Raw genomic sequence first — 26,335 nt, forward strand, 5'->3', positions numbered from 1 at the left:
CTTGCCGCGACGCGCGACAGCTGGCGGCGACGCGTTTCCGAACCTACGTTCCCTGCCGATGGACAAGCTGGATCAGGTCAGAATCTTCCTGCAGGTTGCCGAGATGGGCAGCTTCATCAAGGCCGCGCACGCGCTCGACGTGCCGCGCGCGACCGTGTCGGCGGCCGTCCAGCAGCTCGAGACGGGGCTCGGCACGCGCCTCCTGCATCGCACGACGCGCCAGGTGCAGTTGACGGCCGACGGCGCGTTGCTGCTCGAACGCGGCCGGCGCCTGCTCGCGGAAGCCGACGAACTCGACCGCCTGTTCCGCCGCCGCGACCGCGACGTGATCGGCCGGCTGAACGTCGACGTGCCGAGCCGGATCGCGCGCCGCATGGTGGCGCCCGCGCTGCCGTCGCTGTTTCGCCGTTACCCGAAGCTGCAACTGTCGCTCGGCTCGACGGATCGGTCGATCGACCTGGTGCAGGAGGGCGTCGACTGCGCGATCCGCGTCGGGCGGCTCGCGGACAGCAGTCTCGTCGTGCGGCCGCTCGGGCAGTTCACGCTGATCAACTGCGCGAGCCCCGACTACCTGCGCGAATGCGGCGTGCCCGAGCATCCGGATGCGCTCGCGCACGGACACTGGGCGATCGGCTATGCGTCGCCGACGACCGGGCGTGAACTCGACTGGGAATACTGTTCGGACGGCCAGCGGTACACCCTCACGCTGCCGAGCCGCGTGATCGTCAACAACGCCGAAACCTATATCGCCAGCTGCATCGCCGGGATGGGGCTGATCCAGATTCCGCGCTTCGACGTCGAGCATCTGCTCGACAGCGGCGCACTCGTCGACGTGATGCCCGGCCACCGTGCCGCGCCGATGGACGTGTCGGCCGTGTATCCGCATCGCCGGCACCGGTCGAGACGGCTCAACGCGTTCATCGAATGGTTCGCGGAGTTGATGGCGGATGCGCTGAACGACACGGGTGCGACCGCGACCAGCGACTGAGGACCGGCGACCGAAAGGGGCGCCGCGCCCGCACGCGCCGACCGCGATCGGCGGGGCGCGCCGGCGGCATTCGACATCCATTGCGACCGGTGCGCGTTCAGTCGGCGTGTGCGGAGAACTGCCGCGTGCGCCCGGTGGCCCGCACCGCGTCGATCAGCGCGGCGCCGGCGCCGTCGGGCTTCGACGCGAACGCGTAAAAGCGTGCGGCCGGCAACGCCGGCAGGCCGTCTTGCTGCCCGCATTCGCGCAAGCCGTCGCGCAACTGGCTGCGCGCCAGCGCGGTGACCGCGAAGCCGGCGAGCGCGGCCGACACGCAGCCGGCCATGCTGCCGCTCTCGAACAGCACGCGAAACGGGCGCAGCGCGGCGGCGAGTGCCGCGACGGCGGCTTCGCGATAAACGCACGGCTGCGGAAACAGCGCGAGCGGCACGTCGCCGCCGGCGTCGAGCGTGCGATCCGACGCGAACGCCCACACGAGCGGCTCTTCCCACAGCAGTTCGCCCGGCGTGTCGACCTGCCGGCACTGCTTGCCGAACACGACGTCGAGCCGGCCGAGCGTCTGCTCGCGCAGCAGCGACGCGGTGATGCCGACCTTCAGTTCGATCGACGTGCGCGGGTGGCGGTCGCGAAACGTGCGCAGCACATGCGGCAGCCACGCGCCCGCGAAATCCTCCGACGCGCCGACCCGCAGCGGCCCGTGCGCCGGTGCGCCGCGCAGCCTCGCGCGCACTTCGCGCTCCATGTCGACGATGTTGCGCGCGTACGCGTACAGCGTGTCGCCGGCCGGCGTGAGCGCGATGCGGCGCGTCGTGCGCGCGAGCAGCACCGTGCCGGCCGCCTGTTCGAGCCGCTTGATATGGCCGCTGACGGCGGACGGTGTCAACGCAAGCCGTTCCGCGGCCGGCGCGAACCCGCGGCTGTCGACGACTTCGAGGAAGGTGCGCAGCAGCGTGATGTCGAGCGCGGTCGACGCGGGATCGGTCTGCGGTTCCATAGTTCGATTCAACACAATATGCGAAGAGTGAACAATGATACTCCGCGAATCGTGATGAACGACCGGCCTACCATCGTCCACTCGGATCGACCCAACGGAGTGCACGATGACGACCTACGCGCATGCGACGACCGCGTCGCTCGATATTGCCTATCTCGAATGGAACCCGCGCGGCGAGCGCGTGGCGGTACTGCTGCACGGCTGGCCGGACAGCCCGATCGGCTGGGGCGCCGTGGCGGCGACGCTTGCCGCGCGCGGCTACCGCGTGCTCGCGCCTGCGCTGCGCGGCTTTGCGCCGACGCGCTTTCGTGACGCATCCGTGCCGCGCAGCGGCCAGCTCGCGGCGCTCGGTCGAGATGTGCTCGACTTCGTTGATGCGCTCGGCCTCGAGCGACCCGTGCTGGTCGGGCACGACTGGGGCGCCCGGGCGGCCGCGAATGCGTGCGGGCTGCGCGATGACGCCGCATCGCATCTCGTGATGCTGTCGGTCGGATACGGCACCAACGACCCCGGGCAGCCGCTGTCGCTGCAGCAGGCGCGCAATTACTGGTATCACTGGTTCATGGCGACGCCGCGCGGCGAGCAGGCGTTGCGCGACGATCGCCGCGCGTTTGCCCGTTTGATGTGGGACACGTGGTCGCCACCGGGCTGGTATCGCGACGGCGATTTCGAGGCGGCGGCAGCCGCGTTCGACGGGCCCGACTGGATCGACGTCGTCCTGCACTCGTATCGGCATCGGTGGGGATTCGCGCCGGGCGCGCCGGCCCACGCCGGTGACGAAGCGCGCTTGAATCCCGCGCCGGTGCTGGCATTGCCGACACTGGTGCTGCACGGCGGCGCGGATACCTGCAATCATCCGGACAGCTCGGCCGGGCGTGAGCGCTTCTTCACGGGCCGCTACGCGCGGCAGGTGCTGGACGGTGTCGGCCACTTTCCGCAGCGCGAGGCGCCGGCGGCGGTTGCGGAAGCGATCCTCGGGTTCTGCGAGCTGTGCTGATGCGCGCCGGCGTGCCCGGCGCCGGGCGCGCACCGGATCAACTGCCGACGCGGGCGACCAGCAGGTCGGCGAGGCCGATGTTCCTGAACATCTCGCGGCGCACGCGATCGCCGACGCGGAACACCTCCTCCGCGCCGTCCTGCGACGGATCGACGAATACGCGGTACGGACGCTTGCCGGCGGGTGCGGCGACGATGTCGGCAATCGCCGTCGCGACGGTGCCGGCATCGGCGTCTGCCGGTTCGAGCGCGGCGAGGCCCTGCAGCGCCTGCCCGGCGACGCCCGCATAGGGGCCGTCGTCGTACGCGGCCTGCACGGCCGCATCGGCCGGCTTGCCCGCATGGGCGAAGTGATTCGTGCCCCGGGTGAAGGCGCCCGGCACGACGATCGACGTCTCGATACCCCAGCGGGCGAGTTCGGCGGCATAGGACACCGCGAGCGAATCCATCGCGGCCTTCGCGGCGAAGTAAGGGGCGAGGAACGGCGGCGTGCCGCCGCGCGCGGAGGACGACGACACCCAGACGAGCAGGCCGCGGCCCTGACGGCGCAGGTGCGGCAGCGCCGCGCGGTTGACGCGCTGGGTCGATACGACGTTGATGTCGTAGAGCTGGGCGATCTGCTCGGGCGTGAACGCTTCGGCCGGACCGAACACCATGTGGCCGGCATTGTGGACGATGACGTCCAGGCGGCCGTTGTCCGCGATCACGCGATCGATGGCGGCAGCGACGGACGCGCCGTCGCCGACGTCGAGCTCGACGGTGCGCAGGTCGACCCCGTGCTCCTGCGCGTAGGCCGCAATGGCGGCGACGCGCGGCGCGTTGCGGCCGCTGCTTTCGCGCATCGACGCGTAGACGGTATGGCCGGCGCGGGCGAGCGCCTGGGCCGTCAGCAGGCCGAAGCCGCTGGACGCACCCGTGACGAGAATGACTTCCTTCATGATCGATCTCCGGTAAGCGGGGGGCGAGGCAGGCGGCCCGTCAGCACATGCCGCCGTTGGCGCGCAGGATCTGGCCGTTGACCCACGCGCCGTCGGGGCCGGCGAGGAATGCGACGACGCGCGCGATGTCGTCGGGCTGGCCGAGCCGCTCGAGCGGGTTCAGCTTCGCGAGCCGATCGACGAGTTCGGGGCTCTTGCCCTGCAGGAACAACTCGGTCGCGACCGGTCCCGGCGCGACGGCATTCACGCGAATGCCGCGCCCGCGCATTTCCTGCGCGAGCACCTGAGTCAGGCTTTCGACTGCCGCCTTGCTGGCGACGTACACGCCGTAAGTCGGCATGCGCATGCCGATCACGCTGGTCGACAGGTTGATGATGCGTCCCCCGTCGCGCACCCGCCTGGCCGCTTCGCGGCATACGTTGAAGGTGCCTTTCACGTTGATGGCGATCGTTTCGTCGAAGAGTGCATCGTCGCAGTCGGCGATGGTCGCCAGCTTCATCACGCCCGCGGAATTGACCACGACATCCACGCCGCCGAATGCCTCTTGCGCGGCGTCGAACAGCGCGGCCACGGCCGCCGGGTCGGCGACGTTCGCCTGCACCGCGACGGCATGGCCGCCGTCGGCGACGATCGCGTCGACCACTTCGCGGGCCGGGCCGGCGCTCCCTGCATAGTTGACGATGACCCGGAAGCCGTCCCGGGCGAGCTGGCGCGCGATTTCCGCGCCGATGCCGCGCGACGAACCCGTGACGAGGGCGACCTGTTCCGATGTGCTCATGTCCTGCTCCTTGGTTTGTGAGTGCCGTGCGATCCGGCGACAGGACTAATGTAGGCTTCCTCGGTCAATAAAAATAATGAATAATCGGAAGATCAAGAATGACTGAAAGTATGTCTTATGGCATTCGACAGCAGGCTTTTGAGCGGGATCGGCGTGCTCTCGGCGGTGATCGAGGCGGGCACCTTCGCGCGCGCCGGCGAGGCGATGGGGCTGACGCAGCCGGCGGTGAGCCGTGCCGTTGCCCGGCTGGAAGAGCGCGTCGGCATCCGGATCTTCAACCGCACGGCGCGCGCGATCACGCTGACCGACGAGGGCCGGCGTTTCTATGAGGCGGTCGCGCCGCTGCTGGCCGGCATCGAGGAGGCGGCGATCGACGCCGGCCAGTCGAAGGCGCGTGTCAGGGGGCGGCTGCGCGTCAATGTCGACGCGACCTTCGGCCACTACGTGCTGGCACCGAGGATGGCGGAGTTTCTCGACCGCTTCCCCGACCTGTCCGTCGAGATCAGCGTGCGCGACCGGATGGGAGACCTCGTCGCCGACGGGTTCGACGTGGCCGTGCGATTCGGCGTTCCGGAACCGTCGTCGTATCGTGCGCGGCTGCTGCTGGAAACGCGCGTGCTCACCTGCGCGTCGACAGCCTATGTCGCGCGTCATGGCGAACCGCGGCATCCGCGGGACCTCGCGGACGGGCACCGTTGCGTGCTGATCCGCGACCCGGTGACGGGGCGGCCATTCGAATGGGAATTCCATCGCGGCAAGGAAGTGGTGCCGTTCGATGCCGCCGGCCGGCTGATGGTCAACGATACGGGCATGCTGCTCGGTGCGTGCCTGGGCGGCGTGGGGATTGCGCAATTACTGGAACTCTATGCGCGGGACATCCTGGCTGAAGGGCGGCTGGTGCTGCTGTTGCCGGAATGGGCGGACGAGACGTTCCCGCTTTACGCGTATCACCACGCGTCAAACCTCGTCTCGGCGAAGGTGAGGGTGTTTCTCGACTTCGTTCGCGAACTGATGGCCTGAGCGCGAGGCACGGCAGGCGGCAGGCCGGCCGGCGCTTCATTCGGTGCGATGCGGGATGTTGTCCGGGAACGGATACGGTGCGTGCGGGCCCGGCCAGTCAGGCACCGGCGGCGCGGTCAGGACGTCGCATCCGCCCAGCACGAGCACGAGCGCCACGGCGAGCACGCGGCGGCGCAGCGGGGATGAAATCGTGCGCATGGACATGGCGTGCCTCCGTGCCGCGCGTCCTCATGATGCTTGGACTGTTGCGCGGGGGCGCGCGTTGCGGCGCGGGCGGCAAAAACAAAAAACCCGCGAAGCGGCGAGCTTGCGCGGGTTTCGACAGATGCAGCGCACGACGCTGCGAAATACTGGTGCCCAGGGCCGGAATCGAACCGGCACGCCTTGCGGCGGGGGATTTTGAGTCCCCTGCGTCTACCAATTTCACCACCTGGGCTTGATCCTGGCCGCGCATGCGATTGTGCGCGGCGAAACGCGGATTATGTCTGAAATCCCGACGCCGGGCAAGCTGCCCCGGTGCCGGTCGCGCACGTTACTGGCTCAGGTAGACGAACCGGCCCTGCTTGACGATCCCCATCACGCTCGCGCGCTGATCGAGCCCCACATGATCCTTGTCGCTGGTATTGACGACGCCGTTCGGCACGACGAGCTCGTGCGCGCGTTCCAGTTCGCGCCGCAGCGCCGCACGGAACGCGGGCGTGCCGGGCTGAGCGGCCTTCAGCGCGCGGCCGACCGCATCGGCAAGGCGCGGGTAGACGCCCGCCGCGTCGCCCGCGAACTGCGTGACCGTGCCGGCGCCGTATTTCGCCTCATATGCGTCGACGAACGCGAGCGCGGCCTTGCGGGCCGGATGATCGGCCGGCAGCGTGCGCGCGACGACCACCGGCTGGGTCGGGAACAGCGTCCCGTCGACGTCCTTGCCGCCGAGCTTGATGAATTCCGGCGTCGCGATCCCGTGCGTCTGGTAGACCGGGCCCTTGTAGCCGCGCTCGATCAGCGTGCGCTGCGGCAGCACGGCCGGCGTGCCCGAGCCCGCGATCAGGATCGCGTCGGGTTTCGCCGCGATCAGCTTCAATGCCTGGCCCGTGACGCTCGCGTCGGTGCGGTTGTAGCGCTCGGTCGCGACGACGCGGATCTTGCGCAGGTCCGCGAAGCGCGTGAACTCGTTGAGCCAGCTGTCGCCGTAGCTGTCCGCAAAGCCGATGAATCCGACCGTCTTCACGCCGTGGTTCGCCATGTAGCGCGTCATCACGTCGGCCATCGCGCGGTCGCTCTGCGCCATCTTGAACGCCCAGGTCCGCGCGCCTTCCTGCGGCTCGACGATCGCGCCGGAACCGACCAGCGTGATCATCGGCGTCTGCCCGGCCGCGACCGCGTCGAGCGCCGCGAGCGCGGCCGGCGTGATGTTCGGCCCGACCACGACGTCGACGTGATCCTCGTCGACCAGCTTGCGGATGTTGCGCACCGCGGTGCCCGGGTCGGATGCATCGTCGAGTACCGTCACCTGCACCGGCTGCCCGGCGATCGTCTTCGGCCACATCAGGATGGCGTTCTTGCTCGTGATGCCGATCGCGGCGGCCGGGCCTGTCGACGACAGGTCGACGCCGACCTTCAGGTCGGCATGGGCGGCGGCACAGGCGAGCGCGAGCGCGCCGGCGGCGGCGCGGCGCAACAGGGCGGGAAGCGTCATGCGGGATTCTCCGTCGGGCAACGAAAAGGGGCGCGGTTCGGATTCGCGCCCCTGTGTTTATACAGGCCGGTCAAAGCTCGTACGATTCGGATTCGCCCTTGAGCGCCTGTTCGATCAGCTTGCGGTTCAGCGTCGGTGACAGCAGTTCGACGAGCGTATACACATAGCTGCGCAGGTAGGCGCCCTGCTTGAGCGCGACACGCGTCACGTTGCTGCCGAACAGGTGGCCGACCGGGATCAGCCGCAGGTTGCGGTCGCGCTCGGGATTGAACGCGATGTCGGCCATGATCCCGACGCCGAGGCCGAGTTCGACGTAGGTCTTGATCACGTCGGCGTCGATCGCCTCGAGCACGATGTCCGGCGACAGCCCGCGCAGCGCGAACGCATGGTTGATCTTCTTGCGGCCCGCGAACGCGTCGTCGTACGTGATCAGCGGGTACTGGGCGAGATCGTCGAGCGTGACCGGCTTGCGTTCGAGCAACGGGTGGTCGGCCGGTACGACGGCCGCGTGATGCCACTGGAAGCAGGGCAGCGACACGAGCTCCTTGTAGTCGGAGATCGCCTCGGTCGCGATCGCGAGATCGGCCTGGTCGTGGATCACCATCTCGGCCACCTGCGTCGGGCTGCCTTGCAGGATCGACAGGTGTACCTTCGGGAAGCGCTTCTTGAATTCGGCGATCGCGGCCGGCAGCGAGTAGCGGGCCTGCGTGTGGGTCGCGGCGATGGTCAGGTTGCCCTGATCCTGTGCTGCGTAATCTTTCCCGACCCTTTTAAGGCTTTCAACCTCCTGAAGAATCCGCTCGACCGACGCGAGGATGATCCTGCCCGGCTCGGTGAGCGAGCGCACGCGCTTGCCGTGCCGCGTGAAGATCTCCACGCCGAGCTCGTCCTCGAGCTCGATGATCGCCTTCGATACCCCCGGTTGCGACGTATAGAGCGCCTTGGCGGCCTCGGTGAGGTTGAAATTCTGCCGGACGGCCTCGCGCACGAAGCGAAATTGGTGCAGGTTCATTTATAACCCTTCCGCATATCAACAGAATTTTTTAGTCGTTTGAAATATAAGGCGAGTTTATTACGATTCACCGGAGTTTTTCAAATATGGATATCTGTTTTCGTCATTAGCAATCCATCCGCCAGCGGATGGGGGCGGTGACGGCGGAACGGAGATTCGGGCGCGACGTGGCTAGGACGTCGCGCGGTCACCACGAAAACCCTGGGGTCCCCGAATGTATCAGTACGACCAATACGACCAGACGATCGTCGACGAGCGTGTCGCGCAGTACCGCGATCAGGTGCGCCGCCGGCTGTCGGGCGAGTTGAGCGAAGAAGAATTCCGTCCGCTGCGCCTGCAGAACGGCCTGTACATGCAGCGCCACGCGTACATGCACCGCATCGCGATTCCGTACGGCAACCTGCGCAGCGACCAGCTCCGGATGCTGGCGCGCATCGCCCGCGAACACGACCGCGGCTACGGCCATTTCTCGACCCGCTCGAACATCCAGTTCAACTGGATCAAGCTCGAGGAGACGCCCGAGATCCTCGCGAAGCTCGCGTCGGTGCAGATGCACGGCATCCAGACGTCGGGCAACTGCATCCGCAACATCACGGCCGACCAGTTCGCCGGCGTCGCCCAGGACGAAGAGATCGATCCGCGCCCGTGGTCGGAAATCCTGCGCCAGTGGTCGACGTTCCATCCCGAATTCGCGTGGCTGCCGCGCAAGTTCAAGATCGCGGTGTCGGGCTCGAAGGACGACCGCGCGGCCGTGCAGATTCACGACCTCGGCGTGTACCTGAAGAAGAACGCGCAGGGCGAAGTGGTCGCGAGCATCCTCGCGGGCGGCGGCCTCGGCCGTACGCCGATCATCGGCGCGGTGATCAAGGAAGACCTGCCGTGGCAGCACCTGCTGACCTACTGCGAAGCCGTGCTGCGCGTGTACAACCGCTACGGCCGCCGCGACAACCTGTACAAGGCGCGCATCAAGATCCTCGTGAAGGCGCTGTCGCCCGCGAAGTTCGCGCAGCAGGTCGAGGAAGAGTGGCAGCACCTGAAGGACGGCCCGTCGACGCTCACGCAGGCGGAAGTCGATCGCGTGTCGCAGTACTTCCAGCCGCCCGTCTACGAGAAGCTGGCCGACACCGATGCATCGTTCGAACAGCACCTGCTCGAGAACAAGGCGTTCGCGCGCTGGGTCGAGCGTAACGTCGCACCGCACAAGGTGGCCGGTTATGCAGCCGTCACGCTGTCGCTGAAGGATCACCGCATCGCGCCGGGCGATGCGACCGACCAGCAGATGGACCTGGTGGCCGACTGGGCCGACGCCTATTCGTTCGGCGAGCTGCGCGTGTCGCACGAGCAGAACCTGATTCTCGCGAACGTGAAGAAGCGCGACCTGTTCGAGGTGTGGGAAAAGGCGAAGGCGGCCGGTTTCGCGACGCCGAACATCGGCCTGCTGACCGACATCATCGCGTGCCCGGGCGGCGACTTCTGCTCGCTCGCGAACGCGAAGTCGATCCCGATCGCGCTGGCGATCCAGCAGCGTTTCGACGATCTGGACTACGTATACGACCTCGGCGACCTGTCGCTGAACATTTCCGGTTGCATGAACTCGTGCGGTCACCACCACGTCGGCAACATCGGCATCCTCGGTGTCGACAAGGACGGCGCCGAGTGGTACCAGGTGTCGCTCGGCGGCGAGCAGGGCACGGGCCGGAACGGCGCGCGCCTCGGCCGCGTGATCGGGCCGTCGTTCTCGGCGGAGGAAGTGCCCGACGTGATCGCGAAGCTGATCGACACGTTCGTCGAATCGCGCGTCGACGGCGAGCGCTTCGTCGACACGTACGACCGCATCGGCATCGCGCCGTTCAAGGAGCGCGTGTATGCGGCGCGCCAGGCAGTGAACGCGTAACCAACCGGGTAGAAGGAATAAGCAGATGGCTTCGATTATCAAGAACCGCGCAGTGATCGACGATGCATGGCAGGTCGTGCGCGCGGCGGAAGACGGTGCACTGCCCGCGGTCGACGCGTTGCCGGCCGGCAAGGTGCTGGTGCCGTTCGCGTTGTGGCAGGCCGAGCGCGCGGCGCTCGTCGCCGCGAAGACGAAGGACGAGCTCGGCGTGTGGCTCGCGCCGGACAGCGAACCGGCCGATCTCGTGGCCGACTTCGGCGCGATTTCGCTGGTCGCCGTCGACTTCCCGCGCTTCGCGGACGGCCGCGGCTACAGCATCGCGCGCCTGCTGCGCGAGCGCCACGGCTGGACGGGCGAACTGCGCGCGATCGGCGACGTGCTGCGCGACCAGTTGCTGTACATGTCGCGTTGCGGCTTCGACGCATTCGCGGTGCGCGCCGACAAGGACATCCACGACGCGCTGAACGCGTTCACGGAATTCACGCAGCGTTATCAGGGCGCGTTCGACCAGCCCGAACCGCTGTTCCGCCGCCGCGCCGCGGCGGCTGGCGTGGCTGAAGCGAAGGTGGGCGCATGAGCACCGCCGCCACCACCGCGCTGAGCCCGGAACTCGCCGCGAAGGTCGAGCGCCTCGACGCGCTGCTCGCGCAGATCGGTGCGCGTCACGACAAGGTGAAGTTCGCGAGCAGTCTCGCGGCGGAAGACATGCTGCTGACGCACGCGATCCTGTCGAAGGGCGTCCGGATCGGCATCTTCTCGCTGAACACGGGCCGCCTGCACGCGGAAACGCTCGGCATGATCGACCGCGTGCGCGAGCGCTACGGCTACGAGATCGAGCAGTTTCATCCGCAGCAGGACGCGGTCGACCAGTACGTCGCCGAGCACGGCCTGAACGCGTTCTACGAAAGCGTCGAGCTGCGCAAGTCGTGCTGCCACATCCGCAAGGTCGAGCCGCTGAATCGCGCGCTGGCCGACGTCGGGGCATGGGTCACGGGCCAGCGCCGCGAGCAGTCGGTCACGCGTGCCGAGCTGCACGAGGAAGAGCAGGACGAAGCGCGCGGGATCGCGAAGTACAACCCGCTCGCCGACTGGACGGAAAGCGACGTGTGGGCGTACCTTAACGCGTTTGACGTGCCGGTGAACCCGCTGCATGCGCGCGGTTACCCGAGCATCGGCTGCGAGCCCTGTACGCGGGCGATCCGCCCCGGCGAGGACAGCCGCGCGGGCCGCTGGTGGTGGGAGTCGCGCGACACGAAGGAATGCGGCCTGCACATCACGATCACGCCGATTCCCGCGGACGCCGTTGCCGGCGCCACGCACTGAAAGCCTGACAAGAAACTGAATATTGCGCCGCCCGCGACAGCGGGCGGCACGAACCCAGAAGAGAAGGACTGAAATCATGAGCACGACGCTCGAGCAATCCGCCTTTGCCCCGCCCGCCGGTGCCGACAACCGCATGGGCCACCTCGACTGGCTCGAAGCCGAGTCGATCCACATCCTGCGCGAACTGGTCGCCGAATGCAGCAAGCCGGCGCTGTTGTTCTCGGGCGGCAAGGATTCGGTCGTCGTGCTGCACCTGGCGCTGAAGGCGTTCGGCCTCGGCGCGAACCGCAAGACGACGCTGCCGTTCCCGCTCGTGCACATCGACACGGGCCACAACTACGAAGAAGTGATCGACTTCCGCGACCGCCGCGCGAAAGAACTCGGCGCCGAGCTGGTCGTCGGTCACGTCGAGGATTCGATCAAGCGCGGCACGGTCGTGCTGCGCCGCGAAACCGATTCGCGCAACGCCGCACAGGCCGTCACGCTGCTCGAGACGATCGAACAGTACGGCTATACGGCGCTGATCGGCGGTGCGCGCCGCGACGAAGAGAAGGCACGCGCGAAGGAGCGGATCTTCTCGTTCCGCGACGAATTCGGCCAGTGGGACCCGAAGGCGCAGCGCCCGGAACTGTGGAGCCTGTACAACGCCCGCCTGCACAACGGCGAGCACCTGCGCGTGTTCCCGATCTCGAACTGGACGGAACTCGACGTGTGGCAGTACATCGCGCGCGAGAACCTCGAACTGCCGTCGATCTACTACGCGCACCAGCGCGAGATCGTGCGCCGCAACGGCCTGCTCGTGCCGGTCACGCCGCTCACGCCGATGCGTGACGGCGAGACGAGCGAGCTCGCGCAGGTGCGCTTCCGTACCGTGGGCGACATCAGCTGCACGTGCCCGGTCGAGAGCGACGCGGACGACGTCGAGAAGATCATCGCCGAGACGGCGGTGACCGAGATCACCGAGCGCGGCGCGACCCGGATGGACGACCAGGCCTCCGAAGCCGCGATGGAACAGCGCAAGAAGCAAGGTTATTTCTGAAGCACACGAGGACATTCACATCATGAGCATCATCGAGAACACCGAAGACCTCGGCGTGTTGCGCTTCATCACCGCTGGCAGCGTCGACGACGGCAAGAGCACGCTGATCGGCCGCCTGCTGTACGACAGCAAGGCCGTGCTGTCCGACCAGCTGTCCGCGCTGTCGCGCGCGAAGAACAAGCGCACGGTCGGCGACGAGCTCGACCTCGCGCTCCTGACCGACGGTCTCGAAGCCGAGCGCGAGCAGGGCATCACGATCGACGTCGCGTACCGCTACTTCGCGACCGCGAAGCGCAAGTTCATCATCGCCGATACGCCGGGCCACGAGCAGTACACGCGCAACATGGTGACGGGCGCATCGACCGCGCACGCGGCGATCATCCTGATCGACGCGACGCGCGTGACGGTCGAGAACGGTGTCGCCGACCTGCTGCCGCAGACCAAGCGTCACAGCGCGATCGTCAAGCTGCTCGCGCTGCAGCACGTGATCGTCGCGATCAACAAGATGGACCTCGTCGACTACAGCGAAGCGCGCTTCAACGAGATCCGCGACGCGTACGTCACGCTGGCGAAGCAGCTCGGCCTCACCGACGTGCGCTTCGTGCCGGTGTCGGCGCTGAAGGGCGACAACATCGTCGGCGCGAGCGAACGCATGCCGTGGTACGCGGGCGAACCGCTGCTCGACGTGCTCGAATCGCTGCCGGTCGAGACGCAGGCGCATGACGCGCTGCGCTTCCCGGTGCAGTGGGTCGCGCGCCAGGACGGCAGCTCGGCCGACGATTTCCGCGGCTACATGGGCCGTATCGAGTCGGGCGAGGTGAAGGTCGGCGACGAGATCGCCGTGTTGCCGTCGAACCGCACGGCGACGGTCGCCGAGATCGTCGCGCCGGTGCCCGGCGGCACCGCGTCGGTCGCGCACGCGTTCGCGGGCCAGACCGTGACGATCCGCCTCGCGGAAGACGTCGACGTGTCGCGCGGCGACATGTTCGTCACCTCCGGCGAGCCGGTTGCACCGGCGAAGAAGCTCGAAGCCGATCTGTGCTGGTTCGACGAGACGCCGCTGTCGCCGCAGCGCAAGTACCTGCTGAAGCAGACCACCAGCACGGTGTTCGCGAAGATCGGCGGCGTCAAGCAGGTGCTCGACGTGCACACGCTGTCGCATGCGACCGACCGTCACGACCTGAAGATGAACGACATCGGCCGTGTCGCGCTGACGCTGCAGAAGCCGATCGTCTGCGACACGTACGACGCGCATCCGGGTACCGGTGCGTTCGTGCTGATCGACGAGGCGACGCATCACACGGTCGCCGCGGGCATGATCCGGGCGTTCTCGGCGTAATCGTCAATCTGCGCGGCGAACCGCGCCGCCACACGGCGGCGCGGGCCGTAGGCAAACGTCCGCACGGACGAAGCGAAGCGACAAACATGGGCAAGGTGTATCTGATCGGAGCAGGGCCGGGCGCGGCGGACCTCATCACGGTGCGCGGCGCGCGGCTGCTCGCGCAGGCGGACGTCGTGCTGCACGACGCGCTCGTCGAGCCCGCGATGCTCGACTACGCGCCGAACGCGCGCCGGATCGCAGTCGGCAAGCGCTGCGGGCAGCGCTCGACCGCGCAGCACTTCATCAACAAGCAGATTGTCGATGCGGCGCGCGAGCACGCGTGCGTCGTGCGGCTCAAGGGCGGTGACCCGATGCTGTTCGGTCGTGCCGAAGAGGAGATGCGCGCGCTGGAAGCGGCCGGCATCGACTACGAGGTCGTGCCGGGCATCACCGCGGCACTGGCCGGCGCGGCGACGCTGAAGCGTTCGCTGACGCTGCGCGGCGTGTCGCGCAGCGTCGCGTTCGCGACGCACAGCCGCGCGCCGGGCAGCGACGAGATCCGCGAAGCCGCGCGCGCCGATTCGATCGTCTACTACATGGGCCGCGACAGCGCGCCCGGCATCGCGCAGGAACTGATCGACGCAGGCCGTGCGCCGGCGACGCCCGTGGCGATCGTCGAGGCGTGCAGCACCGCGCGCGAGCGCATGCTGACCCTGACGCTCGCGCAGATGGCGGCGGGCGACGCGCAGGCGTGGCTCGATCCCGCGGAACCGAGCCTGCTGATGATCGGCGATGCGTTCGCCGAGCGCGCCGGACAGGCGAAAGAGGGCGATTCGCTGCGAAATGCGGCCTGAGCGGGGCGGCCTGAGCGGGATCCCGCCGCAGTCCGAAACAAAAAAGCGCCGGCTTCATCAAGCCGGCGCTTTTTCTTTGTGCAACGCTAAACGCTAACCGCGCGGCTCACGCGTTGCTATCGATCTGGTCGATACAGTAGCGCGCGATCGCGTCGAGCACGCCGTCGTCTTCGCCGACGGCCGTCGCGCAGCGGATCTCGATGCCCGGATGCGCGGCGCGGCACGCATCGACGAGTTGCGGCAGATCGCGGCGGACATGGCCGCCCTGGCCGAAGAACACGGGCACCACGGTGATGTGCGAGCAACCGGCCGCGACCTGCGCGGCGACCGCGTCACCGAGCGTCGGCGTCATCAGTTCGAGGAACGCGAGCGACACGTGGGCCGAGGGGGAGGCGGCGCCGCGCAGCCGCGTGGCGAGCCGCTCGAACGGCTCGGCCCAGCGCGGGTCGCGGGCGCCGTGGCCGAACAGGACGATGCCGTGCGAACTCATGTCGAAGCCTCCGTCATGACGCGGCGCTCAGTGCCGGTCGACCCACTTGAGCGCGAACAGGCCGAGCGCGAGATAGATCAGGCCCGGCGTCGCGGCAGTGAGCGGCGCGGGCCACGTGTTCAGCGTGCCGATGTGCGAGAACAGCGTGTTGAGGAGCTGGAAGCTCATGCCGAGCATGATGCCGCCGAACACCTTCACGCCGACCACGCCCGCCCGCGTGTGCAGGTAGGCGAACGGCAGCGACAGCACGAGCATCACGAACACGGCGAACGGATACAGCAGCTTGCGCCACAGTGCGATGTCGTAGCGCTGCGTGTCCTGCTGGTTCTCGCGCAAATGCTGGATGTAGCGGAACAGGTTGATGATCGACATGCGCTCCGGCGACACGAGCAGCACCGACAGGATCTGCGGCGTCAGGTCCGAACGCAGCCGGTATTCGGGCAGCGATACCTGCTGCGACCGGTACACCGGGTTGAGCGCGTCGGCCGGCTGGCCGCTGATCGGCTTGATCGGCGTCAGCTCGGTTTCGGAGACGCCCTTCAACAGCCAGTGGCCGGGCGGCTCGTAGCGTCCCGTCTGCGCGATCCGCACGTTCTGGAGCTGGAACTTCGAGTCGAATTCGTAGATGCGCACGTTGCTGATCGTCGAGTCGGGCGACAGGCTGCCGACGTTGACGAAACGCGTAACCTGCTCGCCGTTTTCGCGGGCCGCGAGCGTGTCCTTCACCCACACGCCCGACTGGAAGTTCGACGATACCGATGCGCCCAGCGCCTGCAGCCGCACGCGCTCGGACAACTGATCGGCGTAGGGGCCGACGAATTCGCCGATCAGGTAGGTGACGATCACGAGCGGAATGCCGATCTTCAGCAGCGAGCGCAGCGCCTGGTTGGTCGCGAGACCCGACACGCGGAAGATCGTGAATTCCGAGTTCGCGGCCATCTGCGCGAACACGTAGATCGCGCTGATCAGCGCGGCGACCGGGATGATCTCGTAGAAGCGCGACGGGGTCTGCAACGCGACGCGCAGCACCGCGTAGCCGAACTTGTAGTTGCCGTGCCCGACCGAGTTCAGTTCGCTGATCAGGTCGAAGAAGAAGAACAGGCCCGAGAACGCGAACAGGATGAAGACGAACGTGACGTAGATCTGTCGCGCGAAGTACTTTTCATAGAGCCGCATCGATCATGCTCCCGAGCGGCCGAACAGCGCGCGTGTAAACAGCGGACGATTGCGCACGCGCAACCAGAAGATGAACGCGACGATCGCGGCGACGACGAGGTGCAGGCCGACCAGGCCGACGCCGAACGACATCTTGCCCTGCTCGATCTGCGCCTGCACGACGTTCAGCAGGTTCGAGTACGTGAGGTAGATCAGCACGGCCATCACGAGGTTGATCGTGCGGCTGCGGCGCGGGTTCTGGTACGACAGCGGAATGCCGAGCACCAGCAGGTTGATCGCGATCAGCGGCAGCCCCGCGCGCCACGCGAATTCCGCGAGGTTGTCGCGCGTCGGGTTGCGCAGCAGGTCCGGCGTCGGCGTGCTGTTCGTGGTCGGCACGTTGGTGACCGGCGTGCTCGTGATCTTCACGCCGTAGCGCTCGAACTCCATGATCTTGAAGTTCGGCTGGCCGGGCGTGCCGTCGTAGCGGCGGCCGTCTTCCAGGACGACGAAGCGGCTGCCGTCGCGCGTTTCCGTGTGACCCGTCTGCGATACGACCACGTTGACCTTGCCGTTCTCGGTCGACGTGACGAACACGTTCTGCACCTTGCTCTGGTCGGGCGTCATCTTCTCGATGAAGAACACGCGGTGGTTCGTGGCCGACTCGCGGAACTGGCCCGGCGCGAGCAGCGAGATCTCGTCGCGCTGCTGGAAGCGTGCCTTGATCATCTTGCTTTGCTGGTTCGACCACGGCCAGCCGACGAACGCGAAGAAGGCGATCAGCAGGATGATCGGCGTGGCGAACACGCCGATCGGCTTGATGAGGCGCGTGAGGCTTACGCCCGACGCGAGCCACACGACCATTTCGGAGTCCCGGTACCACCGGGTCAGCACGAACAGGATCGACACGAACAGCGTGACGACGAGCATCACGGCGAGGTAGCCGATCACGGTGAGGCCGATCAGCACGAGGACGTCCCGCGGATCGATTTCACCGGACGCGGCGTAACCGACGATGCGGATCATCATCGTCGTGAGCATGATCGTGAGCAGCACCATGAACACGGCGCCAGCCGTATACGCAAGCTCGCGCTGGAGGGAGCGTTCGAAGATCATTCTTGAAGAGAAGAGGGCGGGAGGCTGCGCACGCGTAGCGGAGCGCTCGCGCCGCCACGGGAAAAATAGCGGATAATTGCGGCTTTCATCCTTAGCCCAGATTTTATCCGAGGACAAGCGCGATGGACTTTAGCATAAAAGGCTGTGATTGGAGCAAAGGCGAGGCGAAGGGGTTCCTGACCGGGAAGTCCGATTGCATCGTGCTCGGCATCTTCGAGGCGCAGACCCTCTCGGGCGCGGCGCTCGACATCGACACGGCCACCAAGGGACTGATTTCGCGCGTGGTGAAGGCCGGCGACATGGACGGCAAGCGCGGCAAGACGCTGTTCCTGCACGAAGTGTCGGGCATCGGCGCGTCGCGCGTGCTGCTCGTCGGCCTCGGCAAGCAGGATGCTTTCAACCAGAAAGCCTATAACGACGCAGCGACGGCCGCGTGGCGCGCGCTGCTGGCGACCAAGGTCGTCCAGGTCACGTTCACGCTCGCGCAACTGCCGGTCGACGAGCGCAGCTCCGACTGGGGCGTGCGCGCGGCGATTCTCGCGCTGCGCAACGAGACCTACCGCTTCACGCAGATGAAGAGCAAGCCGGAACCGGCGTCGCACACGCTCAAGCGCGTCGTGTTCAGCGTCGATCCGTCCGACGAAAAGGCTGCGAAGGTCGCGGTCAAGCAGGCCGTCGCGCTCGCGAACGGGATGGATCTCACCCGCGACCTCGGCAACCTGCCGGGTAACGTCTGCACGCCGACCTACCTCGGCAACACCGCGAAGAAGATCGCGAAGGATTGGGGCCTGAAGGCGGAAGTGCTCGGGCTCAAGCAGATCCAGGCGCTGAAGATGGGCTCGTTCCTGTCGGTCGCGCGCGCGTCGGTCGAGCCGCCGCAGTTCATCGTGCTGCACTACCAGGGCGCCGCCGCGAAGGCCGCGCCGGTCGTGCTGGTCGGCAAGGGCATCACGTTCGACACGGGCGGCATCTCGCTGAAGCCGGGCGAGGGCATGGACGAGATGAAGTACGACATGTGCGGCGCCGGTTCGGTGCTCGGTACGATGCGTGCGGTCGCCGAGATGGGCCTGAAGATCAACGTCGTCGCGATCGTGCCGACCTGCGAGAACATGCCGGGCGGCAACGCGACGAAGCCGGGCGACATCGTCACCAGCATGAAGGGCCTGACGATCGAGGTGTTGAACACCGACGCCGAAGGGCGCCTGATCCTGTGCGACGCGCTGACGTATGCCGAGCGCTTCAAGCCGGCCGCCGTGATCGACGTCGCAACGCTGACGGGCGCGTGCGTGATCGCGCTGGGCGGCCACAACAGCGGCCTGTTCTCGACGAACGACGCGCTTGCGGGCGAACTGCTCGACGCGTCGCGCGAGGCGAACGACCCGGCATGGCGCATGCCGCTCGACGACGAGTACCAGGATCAGCTGAAGTCGAACTTCGCGGATCTCGCGAACATCGGCGGGCGCCCGGCCGGCGCCGTGACCGCCGCGTGTTTCCTGTCGCGCTTCACCGACAGCTATCCGTGGGCCCACCTCGACATCGCGGGCACCGCGTGGAAGGGCGGTGCGGCGAAGGGCGCGACGGGCCGTCCGGTGCCGCTGCTCGCGCAGTTCCTGATCGACCGCGCCGGCCAGTGATGGCGGTGTTGACGACGCTGCGGGTACGCGGGCAATGACGCGGATCGATTTCCACTCGAACGTCGGCGATTCGCTCGCGTACGCGTGCCGGCTGCTGCGCAAGGCCTACCAGGCCGGGCAGCCGGTCGTCGTGCTCGCCGAGCCCGCGCGCCTGCGCGCGCTCGACGAGCGGCTCTGGACGTTCTCGCCGCTCGATTTCATCCCGCATTGCGGTGTCGACAGCGAGCACGCAGCCGGCACGCCGATCGTGCTGGCCGCGGATCTCGACCGCGCACCGCATCATCACGTGCTGCTGAACCTCGGCGCGGCCGTGCCTGCGCAGTTCGCCCGCTTCGAGCGCCTGCTCGAAGTGGTCGGCAACGCGCCGGACGAACTGGCCGCGGGCCGCGACCGCTACCGGTTCTACCGCGACCGCGGATACGCGCTGAACAACTACAAGCAGGGCAGCTAGCCGCAACCGTCGACGGAGTGTTCCCGTGACAGAAGCCGATTCATCCTCGATCCCGACGCTGACCGACGTGCTGGTGCCGGGCAAGCCGGTGCCGGCGCGCGGGCTCGCGCCCGACGCTGCGCAGCCGCCTGCCGGCGCGGCGATTCCGGTGCTGACCGACGTGGTCGCGCCGCGCACCGCGGGTGCGGCGCCGGCCGATTCCATGCCCGACGCGCTCGCCCCCGATTCCGTCGTGGTCGAACCCGTGCCGACGCCGCACGTGCCGGTGGTCGAACTGCCGGGCGACGAGGCGGTGGAGACGGCGACAGTCGCCGCCGCCGCGCTTGGCGAGACCGATGCGCCGGCGGAGCCCGGCGCCGCGGAGCACGTGGTTGCCGAAGACTCGGCGGCGATGAGTGCGCCGCTGCGCTCGTCGCTGGCCGACGACGATGTGCTGCCGCACGCGTTCGCCGCGGTGGCGCGTGAGGCGGTCGGGCACGCGCGTGAGGCGCACATGCCGGAGGCCGTCGCACCGGCCGCTGCGACGCAGCAGGATGCGCAGGCAGTGGCCGGGCTGACGCCGGAAGATGCCCAGCACATCGCCGAGCGCCTGCGCAATCGCCTGACGAACTATCTGACCGGGGACGGGCGCGAGGCCATCGAAGTCCGTTGTCGCGACGCGCTGCACGAGCATTCGGCCTGGCTGGTCGGCCAGATCACGCGCGAAGTGGCGCTGGCGCTGGAAACCGAGGTGATGGACTGGGTTCGCGACGCGGTCGACGAAGAAATCGCACGCCGCCGCGCCGGTCATGCCGGTTGAGTGCGCGGCCGTTCAGGTAAAAAACAGGGTGCGATTCCAGTAAAGGCCGGTGAAGCGGCCGGCGAGGTGCGGGTCGGCCCTCGGCGGGCCTGCCTGCCGGTGGAGCCCCGCGTGACGGCGGTTTCCGCCCGTTGAACCCGGATCAGCGTACCGACAGCGCCCATTGCGCGAGCGTGTGGGCTTCGGTGCTCGTCAGTTGCGTATTGGCGGGCATCGGCACACTGCCCCATACGCCGACGCTGCCTTTCACGATCGATTGGGCGAGGTAATCGACGGCGTCGCCGCGCGCCGCATACTTGCCGGCGATGTCGCGGAACGACGGGCCCATCAGCGGTTTGCCGATCGCGTGGCAGGCCATGCAGTTCTTGCGCTGGGCAAGCGCGAGCCCGTCGGCCTGGTCGGCGCGCGCCGCCGCCCCGCTGCCGATCAGCAGCGTGGCGAGCAGGACGCGCAATATCGAGTGTTTCATGCGGTTCTCCGCCGGCGGGGACGGCCGGCTTCATGACCCGCGCATTATAAAAGCAAAGGGAAAGCGCGTTTTGCGCGTTCCCCCGGCGGTCATGTTTAACGGGGTCGCATGTGGTCATGCATCCATGTCAACCCGTGACGGCACCCTGGTTCGCGGGCCGGGCGAGTGCCGCAAATTTCGCGAGCACGCCACGCGTGTAGCGCGGTGCCGGCTGTTGCCACGCGGCGCGGCGGCGCGCGAGTTCCGCGTCGTCCACGTTCAACTGCAGCAGCAGCCGGTGCGCGTCGATCGTGATCGAGTCGCCTTCCTGCACGAGCGCGATCGTGCCGCCGACGAACGCCTCGGGCGCGACATGGCCGACCACCATGCCCCAGGTGCCGCCCGAGAAGCGGCCGTCGGTGATGAAGCCGACCGATTCGCCGAGCCCCTTGCCGATGATCGCGGACGTCGGCGCGAGCATTTCGGGCATGCCGGGGCCACCCTTCGGGCCGAGATAGCGCAGCACGAGGATGTCGCCTGCCTGGATCCGGTCGCCGAGAATCGCATCCATCGCGCTCTGCTCGTCGTCGAACACCCGCGCCGGGCCTGTGATCACGGGGTTCTTCAGGCCGGTGATCTTCGCGACCGCGCCGTCTTCCGCGAGATTGCCTTTCAGGATCGCAAGGTGGCCTTCCTTGTACAGCGCGCGGTCGATCGGGAAGATCACGTCCTGGTCCGCGCGCGGCACGGCGGGCACGTCCTTCAGTTCGTCGGCGATCGTGCGGCCGGTGATCGTCATGCAGTCGCCGTGCAGCAGCCCCGCGTCGAGCAGGATCTTCAGCACCTGCGGAATCCCGCCGGCCCGGTGCAGGTCGGTCGCGACGTACTTCCCCGACGGCTTGAGGTCGCAGATCACGGGCACGCGCTTGCGGATGCGCTCGAAGTCGTCGATTGTCCAGTCGACCTCGGCCGCGTGCGCGATCGCGAGATAGTGCAGCACGGCATTGGTCGAACCGCCCGTCGCCATGATCACCGACACCGCGTTCTCGATCGATTCCTTCGTGATGATGTCGCGCGGCTTCAGGTCGCGCTTCACGGCCTCGACGAGCACGCGCGCCGACTCGGCGGCCGAATCGACCTTCTCCTGGTCGGGGTTGGCCATCGTCGACGAGTACAGCAGCGACATCCCGAGCGCCTCGAACGACGAACTCATCGTGTTCGCGGTGTACATCCCGCCGCACGAACCCGACGTCGGGCATGCGTTCTGCTCGACCCCTTCGAAATCCTCCTGCGACATCCGGCCCGCGGTGAATTCGCCGACGGCCTCGAACGACGAGACGATCGTCAGGTCGCGGCCTTTCCAGTGGCCGGGGCGGATCGTGCCGCCGTACACGTAGATGCCCGGCACGTTCAGGCGCGCGAGCGCGATCATCCCGCCCGGCATGTTCTTGTCGCAGCCGCCGACGACGACCACGCCATCCATCCATTGCCCCTGCACGCAGGTCTCGATGCAGTCGGCGATCACCTCGCGCGACACGAGCGAGTACTTCATGCCTTCGGTGCCCATCGACATGCCGTCCGAAATCGTCGGCGTGCCGAAGATCTGCGGGTTCGCATCGGATGCCTTCACGGCCGCGACGGCTGCGTCCGACAGGCGCTGCAGGCCCGAATTGCACGGCGTGATCGTCGAATGGCCGTTCGCGATGCCGATCATCGGCTTGTCGAAATCGTCCTTCTGGTAACCGAGCGCGTAATACATCGAGCGATTCGGCGATCGGGCCACGCCTTGCGTGATGTGCCTCGAGCGGCGGTTGTAAGCCATGGGGGACTCCATCGTAGTCTGGGCAGCGCCGGTGAACGGCGCGCCGGTTCGGATCAGTCAAGCATGGAGTTTCCGGATTGGGATGTCCAATATATTATTTGTCGCCTATTAAGTCGTTTCCTGAATGAATGACGCATGGCTGATCCGACTCCCGACCTGCGCCAGTGGCGCTATTTCGCGACCGTTGCGGACGAGCGCCATTTCGGCCGCGCGGCCGAACGCCTGTCGATGACGCAGCCGCCGCTGTCGCAGGCGATCCGCGCGCTCGAGGACACGCTCGGCGTCGCGCTGTTCGTGCGCAGCAAGCGTTCGGTGGCGCTGACGGCGGTCGGGGCCGCGCTGTTGCCCGAGGTGCGCCGGCTGCTTGCGTCGGCCGATGCGTTGCCGCCGCTGGCGCGACGGCTCGCGCGCGGCGAGGCCGGCTCGTTGTCGCTCGCGTTCGTGTCGACCGCCGATTACGGGCTGCTGCCCTCGCTGCTGCGGGCGTTCGGCGCACGTTATCCGCAGGTGCGCCTGCAACTCGCGGAGGCGACGAGCGACGTGCAGATCGACGAACTCGTCGCCGGCCGCATCGATGCGGGGCTCGTCATTCCGCCCGTGCCGCCGCGCCACGCGGCCGGGCTGTCGTACCTGCCCGTCCTGCGCGAGCCGCTGGTGATCGCGATGCCGGCGGCCGCGAGCGACGCGCCTGAAGACGAGCCCGTCCATCTCGCGGAAGTCGCCGCGTTGCCGCTCGTGATCTTTCCGCGTCGTTTGGCGCCCGGCTTTTATGACATCATTACGGGCTGCTACGGCGCGGCGGGGGAAACCCCGTGCATCGGCCAGGAGGCGATCCAGATGCAGACGATCGTCAGCCTCGTGTCGGCCGGCATGGGCGTCGCACTGGTGCCGCAATCGCTGCGTAACCTGCGGCGCACCGGCGTGGTCTACCGGCCGCTCGCCGGTCACGCGCCGGTCGTCGAGACGGGCCTCGTGTGGCGTACCGGCGACGTGAGCCCCGTGCTGGCCGGCTTCCTCGACGTCGTGCGCGCGCAGGGGCTCGCCACGTGACGTGAACGATGGCGCGCCGGTGCCGTCCAACGCGCGGTGCTGCGCGTGTGCGACGGCCGTACCGCATTCGAAAACTTCTTCGCTAACCCATGATCATTCACCCGAATTTCGACCCCGTTGCGATCCATCTCGGGCCGCTGGCCGTGCGCTGGTACGGGCTCATGTATCTCGTCGGCTTCATCGCGGCGATCGTCGTCGGCCGGATCCGCCTGAAGCTGCCGCACGTCGCGGCGCAGGGCTGGACCGTGAAGGACATCGACGACATGATGTTCTACGGCGTGCTCGGCACCGTGCTCGGCGGCCGCCTCGGCTACGTGCTGTTCTACAAGGCCGATTTCTACTTCTCGCATCCGCTCGACGTGTTCAAGGTGTGGGAGGGCGGCATGTCGTTTCACGGCGGCTTCCTCGGCGTGACGCTCGCGATGATGCTGTTCGCGTGGCAGCGCAAGCGCCATTGGCTGCAGGTCACCGATTTCGTCGCGCCGATGGTGCCGACGGGGCTCGCGGCCGGGCGGCTCGGCAACTTCATCAACGGTGAACTGTGGGGCCGCGTGACCGATCCGTCCGCACCGTGGGCGATGCTGTTCCCGGGCGCGATGCGCGACGATGCGGCATGGTTGCCGAAGCATCCGGGACTCGTCGAGAAGTGGCATCTCGCCGACGTGTTCATGCAATACCAGATGCTGCCGCGTCATCCTTCGCAGCTCTATGAAATTGCGCTCGAAGGCATCGTGCTGTTCTTCGCGCTGTTCCTCTTCGCGCGCAAGTCGCGGCCGATGGGCGCCGTGTCCGCGCTGTTCCTGATCGGCTACGGCCTCGCGCGCTTCACGGTGGAGTTCGCGCGCGAACCCGACGATTTCCTCGGCCTGCTCGCGCTCGGCCTGTCGATGGGGCAGTGGCTGTCGCTGCCGATGATCATCGCGGGCATCGCGTTGATGGTCTGGGCGTATCGCCGCCGCGCGGCGAATGCCGTTGCGTGAGGTGATGGCGATGCACGCGCGATCGGCGCGTGCATCGTCCCACGCATTGAAATGAAAAACGCCGGCCTTCGGGCCGGCGTTTTTCATTTCGGACTGCCGCGCGCTGCGCGTTACTTCATCTGCACGGAACCGTTGACGGTGACCGACACGGTGGCCTTGCCGCCTTCGACCGCGATGGGTGCGCTCATCTTCGCGCTGTCCATCGGTGCTGCGGCCATTGCCATCATGCGCGGATACGGCTGCACGTTGCGGCCGCCGCCGACGTTCACGTCGCGGATCGTGTAGCTGCTGTAGCCGAATGCCTTCGCGGCTTCGTCCGCGCGGGCGCGGAACGACTTGATCGCCTCGGTCGTCAGCTTCTGCTCGGCTGCGCGCTGCGCTTCGGGCGACAGCGAGAACTCGACGTTCGCGACCTGCATCAGGTTCGACAACTGGCCGGCCAGCTTCGACGCCGCGGCGAAATCACGCGATTCGAGCGCGACCTCGGTGCGGCCGCGCCATGCGGAAATCTTGCCGTCGCGATCGGTGCTCGGATAGACGGAGAATGCGCCCGTGTGTGCCGTGACGCCCGCTACGCTTTTCGCTTGCGACAGGGCGGCGTCGGCGCGCTGGTTCAACTGCGCGGTGAGGCTGCCCGGATCCTTGGCCTGCTGCTCGTAGAACAGCGTGATGTGGATGATGTCCTGCGGCACGTCGGCGCTCGCCTGCGACGACAGCGACAGCACGCCTGCCGGCTCCGGAAAGTGCGGGTTCGCGGCCTGCGCGTGCGCGGCGGGTGACGCGAGCGTCAGCGCGACGGGAACGGCGGCGGCAAGGGCGAGCGACAGCGCGAGTGCGGATTTCTTGGTCATTGTTGGACTCCTTGTGCGAGGGCGCGCACGCGGATCACGCGTGCGCGATGCGGGCGTACCGCGCGACGAAAAGAACGACGGCCGGCAGCGGTTGCTTAGGCCGCGCGAAAGTGCCGCGAGTTCCGTGGCAGCAGCGCATACTGACCAGATTTGACGTTTGGCGTGCGCCTGCTTGCCTACTTCATCAGCTTTTCGGTGATGAACCGCCATTCGGCGCGCGTGACGGGCGTGATCGACAGCCGGTTGCCGCGCGCGAGCACGCGCATGTCGGCGAGTTCGTCGTGTTCGCGCAGCGCGGCGAGCGGCACGAGCGGCGATTTTTTCACGTAGCGCACGTCGACGAGTAGCCAGCGCGGTGCTTCCCGGGTCGACTTCGGATCGTAATAGGGGCTTTTCGGATCGAACTGCGTGGGGTCGGGGTAGGGCGTCGACGATACTTCGGCGAGGCCCGCGATGCCCGGCTCGGGGCAGCTCGAGTGATAGAACAGCACGCCGTCGCCGATCTTCATCGTGTCGCGCATGAAATTGCGCGCCTGATAATTGCGCACGCCCGTCCACGGCAGCGAGCGCTGCGGTGCGTTGGCGAGATCGTCGATGCTTGCTTCGTCCGGTTCGGACTTCATCAGCCAGTATTGCATGGATCGTGATCGACGCAGAAAGAGGCTGCTACAAAAGAAAACGGCACCGGGCTT

At 67.5% G+C, this 26,335-nt stretch carries 27 protein-coding genes and 1 tRNA gene; 14 read left to right on the top strand and 14 right to left on the bottom strand.

The window, feature by feature from the left end; all coding sequences use genetic code 11:
• The first annotated feature begins 58 nt into the window (after nt 1–58).
• Nucleotides 59–988, top strand: coding sequence for a LysR family transcriptional regulator (locus L810_RS23260; protein WP_021160771.1), 930 nt, complete (start codon nt 59–61; stop codon nt 986–988).
• A 97-nt stretch (nt 989–1,085) separates the two neighbouring features.
• On the opposite strand, the gene L810_RS23265 is transcribed toward L810_RS23260, so the two are convergent.
• Nucleotides 1,086–1,982, bottom strand: coding sequence for a LysR family transcriptional regulator (locus L810_RS23265; RefSeq protein WP_021160772.1), 897 nt, complete (start codon nt 1,980–1,982; stop codon nt 1,086–1,088).
• A 106-nt stretch (nt 1,983–2,088) separates the two neighbouring features.
• Between L810_RS23265 and L810_RS23270 the strand changes: the two genes are divergently transcribed.
• On the top strand, nt 2,089–2,979 hold the full coding sequence (locus L810_RS23270; protein WP_021160773.1) for an alpha/beta fold hydrolase: 891 nt from the start codon (nt 2,089–2,091) through the stop codon (nt 2,977–2,979).
• 37 nt (nt 2,980–3,016) lie between these two features.
• Here the strand turns inward: L810_RS23270 and L810_RS23275 are convergent, their stop codons facing one another.
• Together L810_RS23275 and L810_RS23280 are read right to left on the bottom strand one after the other, a co-directional pair.
• Nucleotides 3,017–3,916, bottom strand: coding sequence for an SDR family oxidoreductase (locus tag L810_RS23275; RefSeq protein ID WP_021160774.1), 900 nt, complete (start codon nt 3,914–3,916; stop codon nt 3,017–3,019).
• 40 nt (nt 3,917–3,956) lie between these two features.
• Nucleotides 3,957–4,694: an SDR family oxidoreductase gene (locus L810_RS23280; RefSeq protein WP_042975785.1), complete on the bottom strand. Its 738-nt coding sequence runs from the start codon at nt 4,692–4,694 to the stop codon at nt 3,957–3,959.
• 117 nt (nt 4,695–4,811) lie between these two features.
• Here L810_RS23280 and L810_RS23285 point away from each other — a divergent pair, with 117 nt between their 5' ends.
• Nucleotides 4,812–5,714, top strand: a complete 903-nt coding sequence (locus L810_RS23285; protein WP_042975787.1) for a LysR family transcriptional regulator — start codon at nt 4,812–4,814, stop codon at nt 5,712–5,714.
• 36 nt (nt 5,715–5,750) lie between these two features.
• Here the strand turns inward: L810_RS23285 and L810_RS48495 are convergent, their stop codons facing one another.
• The 4 genes from L810_RS48495 to L810_RS23300 form a co-directional block, all read right to left on the bottom strand.
• Complete coding sequence (locus tag L810_RS48495) at nt 5,751–5,918, bottom strand: hypothetical protein (protein ID WP_021160775.1); 168 nt, start codon at nt 5,916–5,918, stop codon at nt 5,751–5,753.
• A 147-nt stretch (nt 5,919–6,065) separates the two neighbouring features.
• Nucleotides 6,066–6,150, bottom strand: a tRNA-Leu gene (locus L810_RS23290).
• Nucleotides 6,151–6,246: 96 nt separating this feature from the next.
• Nucleotides 6,247–7,404: an ABC transporter substrate-binding protein gene (locus tag L810_RS23295; RefSeq protein ID WP_021160776.1), complete on the bottom strand. Its 1,158-nt coding sequence runs from the start codon at nt 7,402–7,404 to the stop codon at nt 6,247–6,249.
• A gap of 70 nt (nt 7,405–7,474) precedes the next feature.
• Complete coding sequence (locus L810_RS23300) at nt 7,475–8,416, bottom strand: CysB family HTH-type transcriptional regulator (RefSeq protein ID WP_014896306.1); 942 nt, start codon at nt 8,414–8,416, stop codon at nt 7,475–7,477.
• Nucleotides 8,417–8,630: 214 nt separating this feature from the next.
• Here L810_RS23300 and L810_RS23305 point away from each other — a divergent pair, with 214 nt between their 5' ends.
• The 6 genes from L810_RS23305 to cobA all read left to right on the top strand — a co-directional run bounded on the left by L810_RS23305 (nt 8,631) and on the right by cobA (nt 14,847).
• Complete coding sequence (locus tag L810_RS23305; RefSeq protein WP_021160777.1) at nt 8,631–10,310, top strand: nitrite/sulfite reductase; 1,680 nt, start codon at nt 8,631–8,633, stop codon at nt 10,308–10,310.
• A gap of 25 nt (nt 10,311–10,335) precedes the next feature.
• On the top strand, nt 10,336–10,887 hold the full coding sequence (locus L810_RS23310; RefSeq protein WP_021160778.1) for a DUF934 domain-containing protein: 552 nt from the start codon (nt 10,336–10,338) through the stop codon (nt 10,885–10,887).
• The gene (locus L810_RS23315) at nt 10,884–11,633 is read left to right on the top strand and encodes a phosphoadenylyl-sulfate reductase (protein ID WP_021160779.1); all 750 of its coding nucleotides are present in this window, start codon (nt 10,884–10,886) and stop codon (nt 11,631–11,633) included. The genes L810_RS23310 and L810_RS23315 overlap by 4 nt, the downstream gene beginning before the upstream one ends.
• 76 nt (nt 11,634–11,709) lie before the next feature.
• The gene (gene cysD, locus L810_RS23320; protein ID WP_021160780.1) at nt 11,710–12,672 is read left to right on the top strand and encodes a sulfate adenylyltransferase subunit CysD; all 963 of its coding nucleotides are present in this window, start codon (nt 11,710–11,712) and stop codon (nt 12,670–12,672) included.
• A 22-nt stretch (nt 12,673–12,694) separates the two neighbouring features.
• Nucleotides 12,695–14,011, top strand: a complete 1,317-nt coding sequence (locus L810_RS23325; protein WP_021160781.1) for a sulfate adenylyltransferase subunit 1 — start codon at nt 12,695–12,697, stop codon at nt 14,009–14,011.
• A gap of 86 nt (nt 14,012–14,097) precedes the next feature.
• The gene (gene cobA / locus L810_RS23330; protein ID WP_021160782.1) at nt 14,098–14,847 is read left to right on the top strand and encodes a uroporphyrinogen-III C-methyltransferase; all 750 of its coding nucleotides are present in this window, start codon (nt 14,098–14,100) and stop codon (nt 14,845–14,847) included.
• 106 nt (nt 14,848–14,953) lie between these two features.
• Here the strand turns inward: cobA and L810_RS23335 are convergent, their stop codons facing one another.
• Genes L810_RS23335 through lptF form a run of 3 tightly spaced genes read right to left on the bottom strand, consistent with a single transcriptional unit; the run spans nt 14,954 to nt 17,608 of the window.
• Nucleotides 14,954–15,337, bottom strand: a complete 384-nt coding sequence (locus tag L810_RS23335; RefSeq protein ID WP_021160783.1) for a sirohydrochlorin chelatase — start codon at nt 15,335–15,337, stop codon at nt 14,954–14,956.
• A 27-nt stretch (nt 15,338–15,364) separates the two neighbouring features.
• Complete coding sequence (gene lptG, locus L810_RS23340) at nt 15,365–16,513, bottom strand: LPS export ABC transporter permease LptG (RefSeq protein WP_021160784.1); 1,149 nt, start codon at nt 16,511–16,513, stop codon at nt 15,365–15,367.
• Nucleotides 16,514–16,516: 3 nt separating this feature from the next.
• Complete coding sequence (gene lptF / locus L810_RS23345; protein WP_021160785.1) at nt 16,517–17,608, bottom strand: LPS export ABC transporter permease LptF; 1,092 nt, start codon at nt 17,606–17,608, stop codon at nt 16,517–16,519.
• 122 nt (nt 17,609–17,730) lie between these two features.
• Between lptF and L810_RS23350 the strand changes: the two genes are divergently transcribed.
• Genes L810_RS23350 through L810_RS23360 form a run of 3 tightly spaced genes read left to right on the top strand, consistent with a single transcriptional unit; the run spans nt 17,731 to nt 20,492 of the window.
• Nucleotides 17,731–19,242, top strand: coding sequence for a leucyl aminopeptidase (locus tag L810_RS23350; protein WP_021160786.1), 1,512 nt, complete (start codon nt 17,731–17,733; stop codon nt 19,240–19,242).
• A gap of 34 nt (nt 19,243–19,276) precedes the next feature.
• Nucleotides 19,277–19,693, top strand: a complete 417-nt coding sequence (locus L810_RS23355) for a DNA polymerase III subunit chi (RefSeq protein ID WP_021160787.1) — start codon at nt 19,277–19,279, stop codon at nt 19,691–19,693.
• A 25-nt stretch (nt 19,694–19,718) separates the two neighbouring features.
• Nucleotides 19,719–20,492, top strand: coding sequence for a DUF2486 family protein (locus L810_RS23360; RefSeq protein ID WP_021160788.1), 774 nt, complete (start codon nt 19,719–19,721; stop codon nt 20,490–20,492).
• 142 nt (nt 20,493–20,634) lie between these two features.
• Here the strand turns inward: L810_RS23360 and L810_RS23365 are convergent, their stop codons facing one another.
• Together L810_RS23365 and ilvD are read right to left on the bottom strand one after the other, a co-directional pair.
• Nucleotides 20,635–20,961: a c-type cytochrome gene (locus tag L810_RS23365; RefSeq protein ID WP_021160789.1), complete on the bottom strand. Its 327-nt coding sequence runs from the start codon at nt 20,959–20,961 to the stop codon at nt 20,635–20,637.
• 127 nt (nt 20,962–21,088) lie between these two features.
• On the bottom strand, nt 21,089–22,762 hold the full coding sequence (ilvD, locus tag L810_RS23370; protein ID WP_021160790.1) for a dihydroxy-acid dehydratase: 1,674 nt from the start codon (nt 22,760–22,762) through the stop codon (nt 21,089–21,091).
• 135 nt (nt 22,763–22,897) lie between these two features.
• On the opposite strand from ilvD, the gene L810_RS23375 reads away from it, so the two are divergent.
• Nucleotides 22,898–23,812 (top strand): LysR substrate-binding domain-containing protein, encoded by a 915-nt coding sequence (locus L810_RS23375; protein ID WP_021160792.1) that lies wholly within the window; start codon nt 22,898–22,900, stop codon nt 23,810–23,812.
• Between the two features lie 89 nt (nt 23,813–23,901).
• Nucleotides 23,902–24,792 (top strand): prolipoprotein diacylglyceryl transferase, encoded by an 891-nt coding sequence (lgt, locus tag L810_RS23380; protein ID WP_021160793.1) that lies wholly within the window; start codon nt 23,902–23,904, stop codon nt 24,790–24,792.
• Nucleotides 24,793–24,902: 110 nt separating this feature from the next.
• Here the strand turns inward: lgt and L810_RS23385 are convergent, their stop codons facing one another.
• Complete coding sequence (locus L810_RS23385; RefSeq protein ID WP_021160794.1) at nt 24,903–25,643, bottom strand: SIMPL domain-containing protein; 741 nt, start codon at nt 25,641–25,643, stop codon at nt 24,903–24,905.
• 176 nt (nt 25,644–25,819) lie between these two features.
• Nucleotides 25,820–26,281, bottom strand: coding sequence for an EVE domain-containing protein (locus tag L810_RS23390; RefSeq protein ID WP_021160795.1), 462 nt, complete (start codon nt 26,279–26,281; stop codon nt 25,820–25,822).
• Nucleotides 26,282–26,335 lie beyond the last annotated feature (54 nt).

This window comes from Burkholderia sp. AU4i, from assembly GCF_000466765.1.
In the GTDB taxonomy this organism is placed as follows: domain Bacteria; phylum Pseudomonadota; class Gammaproteobacteria; order Burkholderiales; family Burkholderiaceae; genus Burkholderia; species Burkholderia cepacia.

Excerpts from the sequence above, each read along its gene's own strand:
- L810_RS23275 (WP_021160774.1), bottom strand. The coding sequence starts at position 3,916 with ATGAAGGAAGTCATTCTCGTCACGGGTGCGTCCAGCGGCTTCGGCCTG.
- L810_RS23355 (WP_021160787.1), top strand. The coding sequence starts at position 19,277 with ATGACGCGGATCGATTTCCACTCGAACGTCGGCGATTCGCTCGCGTAC.
- L810_RS23295 (WP_021160776.1), bottom strand. The coding sequence starts at position 7,404 with ATGACGCTTCCCGCCCTGTTGCGCCGCGCCGCCGCCGGCGCGCTCGCG.
- L810_RS48495 (WP_021160775.1), bottom strand. The coding sequence starts at position 5,918 with ATGTCCATGCGCACGATTTCATCCCCGCTGCGCCGCCGCGTGCTCGCC.
- ilvD (WP_021160790.1), bottom strand. The coding sequence starts at position 22,762 with ATGGCTTACAACCGCCGCTCGAGGCACATCACGCAAGGCGTGGCCCGA.
- cysD (WP_021160780.1), top strand. The coding sequence starts at position 11,710 with ATGAGCACGACGCTCGAGCAATCCGCCTTTGCCCCGCCCGCCGGTGCC.
- L810_RS23305 (WP_021160777.1), top strand. The coding sequence starts at position 8,631 with ATGTATCAGTACGACCAATACGACCAGACGATCGTCGACGAGCGTGTC.
- L810_RS23285 (WP_042975787.1), top strand. The coding sequence starts at position 4,812 with ATGGCATTCGACAGCAGGCTTTTGAGCGGGATCGGCGTGCTCTCGGCG.
- lptF (WP_021160785.1), bottom strand. The coding sequence starts at position 17,608 with ATGATCTTCGAACGCTCCCTCCAGCGCGAGCTTGCGTATACGGCTGGC.
- L810_RS23270 (WP_021160773.1), top strand. The coding sequence starts at position 2,089 with ATGACGACCTACGCGCATGCGACGACCGCGTCGCTCGATATTGCCTAT.
- L810_RS23375 (WP_021160792.1), top strand. The coding sequence starts at position 22,898 with ATGGCTGATCCGACTCCCGACCTGCGCCAGTGGCGCTATTTCGCGACC.
- L810_RS23300 (WP_014896306.1), bottom strand. The coding sequence starts at position 8,416 with ATGAACCTGCACCAATTTCGCTTCGTGCGCGAGGCCGTCCGGCAGAAT.
- L810_RS23385 (WP_021160794.1), bottom strand. The coding sequence starts at position 25,643 with ATGACCAAGAAATCCGCACTCGCGCTGTCGCTCGCCCTTGCCGCCGCC.
- L810_RS23335 (WP_021160783.1), bottom strand. The coding sequence starts at position 15,337 with ATGAGTTCGCACGGCATCGTCCTGTTCGGCCACGGCGCCCGCGACCCG.
- lptG (WP_021160784.1), bottom strand. The coding sequence starts at position 16,513 with ATGCGGCTCTATGAAAAGTACTTCGCGCGACAGATCTACGTCACGTTC.
- L810_RS23260 (WP_021160771.1), top strand. The coding sequence starts at position 59 with ATGGACAAGCTGGATCAGGTCAGAATCTTCCTGCAGGTTGCCGAGATG.
- lgt (WP_021160793.1), top strand. The coding sequence starts at position 23,902 with ATGATCATTCACCCGAATTTCGACCCCGTTGCGATCCATCTCGGGCCG.
- L810_RS23280 (WP_042975785.1), bottom strand. The coding sequence starts at position 4,694 with ATGAGCACATCGGAACAGGTCGCCCTCGTCACGGGTTCGTCGCGCGGC.
- cobA (WP_021160782.1), top strand. The coding sequence starts at position 14,098 with ATGGGCAAGGTGTATCTGATCGGAGCAGGGCCGGGCGCGGCGGACCTC.
- L810_RS23315 (WP_021160779.1), top strand. The coding sequence starts at position 10,884 with ATGAGCACCGCCGCCACCACCGCGCTGAGCCCGGAACTCGCCGCGAAG.
- L810_RS23365 (WP_021160789.1), bottom strand. The coding sequence starts at position 20,961 with ATGAAACACTCGATATTGCGCGTCCTGCTCGCCACGCTGCTGATCGGC.
- L810_RS23310 (WP_021160778.1), top strand. The coding sequence starts at position 10,336 with ATGGCTTCGATTATCAAGAACCGCGCAGTGATCGACGATGCATGGCAG.
- L810_RS23350 (WP_021160786.1), top strand. The coding sequence starts at position 17,731 with ATGGACTTTAGCATAAAAGGCTGTGATTGGAGCAAAGGCGAGGCGAAG.
- L810_RS23390 (WP_021160795.1), bottom strand. The coding sequence starts at position 26,281 with ATGCAATACTGGCTGATGAAGTCCGAACCGGACGAAGCAAGCATCGAC.
- L810_RS23265 (WP_021160772.1), bottom strand. The coding sequence starts at position 1,982 with ATGGAACCGCAGACCGATCCCGCGTCGACCGCGCTCGACATCACGCTG.
- L810_RS23325 (WP_021160781.1), top strand. The coding sequence starts at position 12,695 with ATGAGCATCATCGAGAACACCGAAGACCTCGGCGTGTTGCGCTTCATC.